The sequence below is a fragment of the Endozoicomonas sp. Z74 genome, from assembly GCF_057680865.1.
The window spans coordinates 1-5,427 of record NZ_JBLYZI010000181.1; the positions used below are offsets into that span (position 1 = coordinate 1).

Consider the following 5,427-nt stretch of genomic DNA (forward strand, 5'->3'; position numbering starts at 1 on the left):
AGTGGTTAAACCCTGCCACTTTCAAGTAAGTTTTTGGTGGATTATCCACCAAAATTTCTGGGGCTAGGCTGCTTTTGCGATCCCAAAAGATGAATTTATCAAATAGCTGGGGTTGTTCGCACCTTCCCTAGATCAGTATCAGAGACTTCAACTGTACCGAAAACACCATTGTCACCGGCAATTCCAAATTTGCCAAGTAAGAATCATCGAATGCCATCTGGTAAAGGTCGAGGAAACGGAAAGCCGAGAAGGTAGTAAACGTTGGGGCAGATTTCTGCCCCAACCTAACTTAACTGTTTAAGAGTTCATGAAGCTTATACATATCCCAGTTGAAAATTCTTTCATTGTCAGTATTTGGCATTCCAGCTGTATTATTATCCTTATTCCTCATAATCAATATTTTTGCATTTTTACCATGAATGGATTTAAAGACTTTTATTTCCCATTCTACCCATAAGCTACTGTGTGTATCTTTGCCTACAATAACCAGTAATATGTTTGATTTTCTTAATCGTTCATGGATTTCATCTTGCACAGGTTTTGACTTTTCATCATAGGGAGAGGCACTTATTATGTATCCGTGTTCATTTAGAACCGGCTCTGGCAGCGAACCATCAATAAACGTAATCGGGTTGTTAGGGTTTTGGTAAACAGACTTTATGTCGTTGACGTATTTCTTATCGGTTGTCTTATAGCTAATAAAAACAATTGCTGGCATCTGAAAACTCCTGATCGTTCGGTTAATAGAATTAGATAGCGTAGCAGTACATTCTGATTTGGCTGGGAACTTGCCAACGATTACAAATTGAGGTACGTTTTACCAAGATCGAAAACCTCACCCGAACGCCGGAGTGGGGTTTTTTTATGGCTGGATTTTACCCGTGCAGGACGCACTTATGGCTGACCTCTCCACCCGGCTGGATCGTATTGATACCAAGCTGGACAAACTGAGTGAAGCTGTCTCACAACTTGCGCGTATTGAAGAAAGAATTTCCCACCACACCGAAAACATGGATCAGGTATTCAGTCGAATATCGGAGATGGAAAACCGTATTCGGACGTTGGAACTCCAGGGCAGTTCTCGTGGTGTGGTGCTCGCCAGTATTGAACGCTTTGGCTGGGTCGTTATCTCAGCACTGGTAGGACTCGCGGCCTACCTCCTCAGGAAATAACCGATGACTCCAAGGACGGAAACCAATTACATCGTCATCCATTGCTCGGCTACCCGTGCCGATCAGGGTGTAACCACAGAAGACATACGCCGTTGGCATGTGGAGGAAAATGGTTGGTCAGACATCGGCTATCACTGGATCATTGAACGGGATGGCAGGATCAGAAATGGCCGCAATGCTCAGGCTCAGGGGGCTCATGTTCGAGGCCATAACCATGAGTCCATTGGAGTCTGCCTGATTGGTGGGATAGGCACTGATGGCGGTCCAGAGGCCAACTTCACTTCTGAGCAGTGGCTAATGCTCGAAATGCTGGTAGAGACCTTGGAACTCCGTTACCCGGAGGCACAGGTTGTCGGGCATTACTATTTCACTCCGTATAAGACCTGTCCGAACTTCATTGTCGAGGATTGGCGGGAGTCTATTCGATGACCTGGGCAGCGGCTATCCCCGTTTTAGGCAAAGTACTGGAACGGATTATTCCCGATCCTGACAAAGCGGCTGAGGCTAAAACCCGGCTGGTGGATATGGCCGTCAAAGGGGAGCTGGATGAACTGGCTCAACGGGCCGGAGTGATCAAGGCAGAGGCTCAGGGGGAAAGCTGGTTACAACGCTCCTGGCGACCTATTGTGATGCTGGTATTCACCGGGTTGATTGTCTCTCGCTGGCTTGGATGGTCGGCTCCGGGGATTACCGAGGCGGTAGAGCTCAAACTGTTTTCCATCGTTCAGATCGGTATCGGTGGCTACATTGCCAGCCGGGGAATTGAGAAAGTGGCGGATAAAATCAGGCGCTAAGGAATGGCAGCTAAAAAATATAAAATGGTGGATCGCAAGGTCAGCGACCTGATTCCCTATGTGAACAATTCACGGGTTCACGATGAAGAGCAGATCATCCAGATTTGTTCGTCTATCAAAGAGTTCGGTTTCACCAACCCGGTTCTCATTGATGAGGAAAATGGCATTATCGCTGGTCATGGCCGTTTGATGGCGGCAAAGAAGCTGGAGCTTAAGACCGTTCCCTGTGTTGTCCTGGCAGGGCTGTCTGAGGCTCAGAAGAAGGCTTATGTCATAGCGGATAATTCCATTGCCCTTAATTCAAGCTGGAATATGGACGTTCTATCCCGTGAATTGGAAGCCCTTCAGGCAGAGGACTTTGACCTGAGCCTGCTCGGGTTCAAAGACGATTTTATGGTCAGCTTGTTCGATGACCCTGCCCCGGAACCAGAGCAAAAACCCAACGGAGAAGAGTACAACGAAATCTTCAATATCCTGGTGGAGTGCGACAGCGAGACCCATCAGCAGGAAATCTACGACGAACTGACACAGAAGGGACTAAAATGCCGAGTTCAAAGTTTGTAGTGGAGTCTGCAATCAAGCCTTCCTTCCGCACTGAGAAGGTCAAGGGCATGTTTGATATTGATATTCAGTCAGTGAAGAAGAAGTTTGACATTGATATTCCCATTGAAGACAAGCCCTGGAATATTGGCCTGATTGTGGGTGCCAGTGGTTCTGGCAAGACCACCATCGCCAGGGAAGTCTTCAAGGACTTTGAGCTGTTCTCCGGGTTTAACTGGTCAGACCGTTCCGTGGTGGATGATTTCAGGGAAGACCTGAGCGCCAAGCAAATTACCGAATCATTGAGCAAGGTGGGATTTTCCTCTCCCCCGGACTGGCTGAAGCCTTTTGCTGTACTCTCCAATGGCCAGAAGATGCGAGCCGAGTTAGCCAGGCTGATTCTGGAATCGGAAAAGCCGGTGATTTATGACGAGTTCACCTCAGTGGTGGATCGACAGGTGGCCAAGATCGGCAGTGCTGCTATCCAGAAGTTTATCCGCAAGGAAGATAAGCAGTTCATCGCCGTTAGCTGCCATTACGATATTGTTGAGTGGCTGCAACCGGATTGGGTTTATGATTGCAACAAGCACAGCTTCAAACGGAGGCGTCTTCGGCGACCTGAAATCCGCATCGATGTCCGCAGGGCCGACCAGTCAGAGTGGCCACTATTTAGGCCATTTCACTATTTGAGCAGTGTTCATAATCGTTCTGCCCATAAATACATTGCCGAGATCAACGGTGAACCGGTGGGCTGGTGCAGTGTGCTTCACTTCCCCCATCCCAGCAACAAAAAGCTCAAACGCCTGCACAGAACCGTGGTCTTGCCGGATTACCAGGGCCTGGGCATTGGCTTTCAGTTGCGCTGCTATATCTGTGAACGATACCGGCAACAGGGCTACAAGGTGAATACCGTCACCACGTCGCCTGCATTGATCCATGCCATGAATAAATCCGATCAATGGATCATGACTCGCAAACCGGGTCGGGTGGGTATGCCTGCCCAGTCAATCCTGAGCAAGCATTCGTTTGACCGGTTAACCTGTTCGTTTCAATACGTTGGGCGGGATTAATCAACAACTGAACAGTCTAAAAAAATGCCCGTCAGGGCAAAAAGTAAAAGCAGTTGATTTCAAACATCTTCAAAGTAACGGAATTGTTTGTCCTCTGTCAGAACATAAATACTGATTTCAACGTCAAGCCTCATGGATTGAATCAGGGGTTGTAATTCGTCAATTGTTATTTTGAATTGATCAATGTTGCCTTGTTGATAGAGCCTGTAAGCAAAGTCTATTGAATCGATAAGGTCATGGTCAGCGAAAATGTAAACGCCTGATGGTTTGTTTTGATCAATCAGGGTATGTTTAAGCGCCTGTTCGCTGATGATGTTCATATCATCTTCATCTCTTAATGTTGTGTATGTGTTGTCAGTCATTTTCATTCCCTCTTTTGTTGTTACACTTTCATTATGCGAGATGGCTGCCAGTTCTCAATATTTATCAGCATTCAGTAACATCAAAATATTCAACAGGGGTGGCATTGCGTCGATTTGGCGGTTCTTTTGATCATCGCAATAGGGTTGCATGATCAATATTGAAAACGTCGCGTGGTGACGATTGACCGGCGTCTGGTATTGTTCCGATAGTGCATGATTAATCATTATCCCAAAAAAAAGCAGGCATGATAGCCTGCATGGTCAAGGTTGAATTGTGTTTAAATGCGGAATACCTCCTCATCCTTTTTGCCTCCGTTGGCAAAGCATTGGGATACCTCATCAACAGCGGATTGTAAAGCGCTGAGGATGGCGGTGGATTGCTCATCGGTGTAGTCATATTTGGCATCGTTGGCCAGGTGCGAAATGGAACGCAGTACCTTCAGGGCTTTAGGTACCCGGATATTGGCCAGTTCAGCAAAGGTTTTGGATTCTGTTTTTTTATTGTTCATGGTATTGTCTCCTTTTACGCTGTTTTTTGAGTTTTTGTTTGCAGTTTTTTTGGAAGTAGTCATAGTGTTTTCCTCTTGTTGGTTTGAAAGAATTAACGGCGGGTTGATTATGTTTATTGTTGTAACCTGCCGTTGTTAATGTGTTTTAATATTTATTGTTGTTATACTTTAACTATGGGGGAGCTGCCGTATATCTCAAACTTTATTCTGATTCATTGCTTCATCTATAAGGTATGATTTCAATAAACATTTCCCAGTAGGTAATAAGCCACGAATGTCAACTATTAATCGTTATTTAAAAAACGTGGGTCCCTGCAATGCTTCACTTTTTGCGGGTATTGACAGGCGCGGGAAAGCGTTAGTGACAGCCCTGAAAACGAGGTATACCCTGGTATACCTCTAAGCTGGATTGGATGATGAGTTATCTTTGATTTTCAAGCTGTATTTCCAACCAATGTTGAATCCTTTTTGGCCTGGGAATTCGCTCGCTGATCCAGTCATCTATCAGCTGCTCAGCCAGATCACGGAATTGGCTTTCGTCTGGATAACCCCAAGGCTCACCATTTTCATTTTGCTCGCAATGTTCAACCCAAAGCTCTGCGGCCATCCCTTCAGAGATTTCATAATCGAACACGCCGGGAAAACCATTTTCAGGGTGTTTTGACTGTTCAATCTCGCTGATAATCCGGCTGTAACGGGAAAGGTGGTAGATCACTTCAATCTGGCCTTCTCCGAACAGTTCAGAAGGCGTTCTGGTCGGCTGGCATAATTTGTCAATAACGCCAGTACAGAAAAAGTAGTGGGTCATCAAGAGGGCTTCTATGTTCATAATCATTCCTTAAGGTATTAATAGGGAAGGTGCGAACAACCCCAGCTATTTGATAAATTCATCTTTTGGGATCGCAAAAGCAGCCTAGCCCCAGAAATTTTGGTGGATAATCCACCAAAAACTTACTTGAAAGTGGCAGGGTTTAACCACT

9 protein-coding genes are annotated in these 5,427 nt (G+C 45.9%); 5 read left to right on the forward strand and 4 right to left on the reverse strand.

Going from position 1 to position 5,427, the window contains the following annotated elements:
* Window positions 1-289 precede the first annotated feature (289 nt).
* Window positions 290-718, reverse strand: a complete 429-nt coding sequence (locus ACNRUY_RS25700) for a TIR domain-containing protein (protein WP_488114518.1) — start codon at window positions 716-718, stop codon at window positions 290-292.
* A gap of 178 nt (window positions 719-896) precedes the next feature.
* Between ACNRUY_RS25700 and ACNRUY_RS25705 the strand changes: the two genes are divergently transcribed.
* From ACNRUY_RS25705 to ACNRUY_RS25725, 5 genes are read left to right on the forward strand one after another with little or no spacing between them, the layout of a single operon-like run.
* The gene (locus ACNRUY_RS25705) at window positions 897-1,172 is read left to right on the forward strand and encodes a hypothetical protein (protein ID WP_488114519.1); all 276 of its coding nucleotides are present in this window, start codon (window positions 897-899) and stop codon (window positions 1,170-1,172) included.
* A gap of 3 nt (window positions 1,173-1,175) precedes the next feature.
* Window positions 1,176-1,601 carry an N-acetylmuramoyl-L-alanine amidase gene (locus ACNRUY_RS25710; RefSeq protein ID WP_488114520.1) on the forward strand — a complete coding sequence of 142 codons (426 nt, stop codon included), beginning with the start codon at window positions 1,176-1,178 and terminating at the stop codon, window positions 1,599-1,601.
* The gene (locus tag ACNRUY_RS25715; protein WP_488114521.1) at window positions 1,598-1,966 is read left to right on the forward strand and encodes a 3TM-type holin; all 369 of its coding nucleotides are present in this window, start codon (window positions 1,598-1,600) and stop codon (window positions 1,964-1,966) included. Before ACNRUY_RS25710 ends, ACNRUY_RS25715 begins: the two co-directional genes overlap by 4 nt.
* A gap of 3 nt (window positions 1,967-1,969) precedes the next feature.
* Entirely contained in the window at window positions 1,970-2,530 is a 561-nt protein-coding gene (locus ACNRUY_RS25720; RefSeq protein ID WP_488114522.1) for a ParB/Srx family N-terminal domain-containing protein, read from the forward strand.
* A complete protein-coding gene (locus ACNRUY_RS25725; RefSeq protein WP_488114523.1) occupies window positions 2,509-3,576 on the forward strand; it encodes a GNAT family N-acetyltransferase in 1,068 nt (355 codons plus the stop codon). The genes ACNRUY_RS25720 and ACNRUY_RS25725 overlap by 22 nt, the downstream gene beginning before the upstream one ends.
* A 59-nt stretch (window positions 3,577-3,635) precedes the next feature.
* Here the strand turns inward: ACNRUY_RS25725 and ACNRUY_RS25730 are convergent, their stop codons facing one another.
* The 3 genes from ACNRUY_RS25730 to ACNRUY_RS25740 all read right to left on the reverse strand — a co-directional run bounded on the left by ACNRUY_RS25730 (window position 3,636) and on the right by ACNRUY_RS25740 (window position 5,276).
* Window positions 3,636-3,938, reverse strand: coding sequence for a hypothetical protein (locus ACNRUY_RS25730; RefSeq protein WP_488114524.1), 303 nt, complete (start codon window positions 3,936-3,938; stop codon window positions 3,636-3,638).
* Window positions 3,939-4,216: 278 nt separating this feature from the next.
* Window positions 4,217-4,447: a hypothetical protein gene (locus tag ACNRUY_RS25735; RefSeq protein WP_488114525.1), complete on the reverse strand. Its 231-nt coding sequence runs from the start codon at window positions 4,445-4,447 to the stop codon at window positions 4,217-4,219.
* A 421-nt stretch (window positions 4,448-4,868) separates the two neighbouring features.
* Entirely contained in the window at window positions 4,869-5,276 is a 408-nt protein-coding gene (locus ACNRUY_RS25740; protein ID WP_488114526.1) for a hypothetical protein, read from the reverse strand.
* Window positions 5,277-5,427 lie beyond the last annotated feature (151 nt).

What these genes read in the sequence shown, in the direction of transcription:
- ACNRUY_RS25700 (WP_488114518.1), bottom strand. Translation starts at nt 718, where the DNA reads ATGCCAGCAATTGTTTTTATTAGCTATAAGACAACCGATAAGAAATAC.
- ACNRUY_RS25720 (WP_488114522.1), top strand. Translation starts at nt 1,970, where the DNA reads ATGGCAGCTAAAAAATATAAAATGGTGGATCGCAAGGTCAGCGACCTG.
- ACNRUY_RS25730 (WP_488114524.1), bottom strand. Translation starts at nt 3,938, where the DNA reads ATGACTGACAACACATACACAACATTAAGAGATGAAGATGATATGAAC.
- ACNRUY_RS25715 (WP_488114521.1), top strand. Translation starts at nt 1,598, where the DNA reads ATGACCTGGGCAGCGGCTATCCCCGTTTTAGGCAAAGTACTGGAACGG.
- ACNRUY_RS25735 (WP_488114525.1), bottom strand. Translation starts at nt 4,447, where the DNA reads ATGAACAATAAAAAAACAGAATCCAAAACCTTTGCTGAACTGGCCAAT.
- ACNRUY_RS25740 (WP_488114526.1), bottom strand. Translation starts at nt 5,276, where the DNA reads ATGAACATAGAAGCCCTCTTGATGACCCACTACTTTTTCTGTACTGGC.
- ACNRUY_RS25725 (WP_488114523.1), top strand. Translation starts at nt 2,509, where the DNA reads ATGCCGAGTTCAAAGTTTGTAGTGGAGTCTGCAATCAAGCCTTCCTTC.
- ACNRUY_RS25705 (WP_488114519.1), top strand. Translation starts at nt 897, where the DNA reads ATGGCTGACCTCTCCACCCGGCTGGATCGTATTGATACCAAGCTGGAC.
- ACNRUY_RS25710 (WP_488114520.1), top strand. Translation starts at nt 1,176, where the DNA reads ATGACTCCAAGGACGGAAACCAATTACATCGTCATCCATTGCTCGGCT.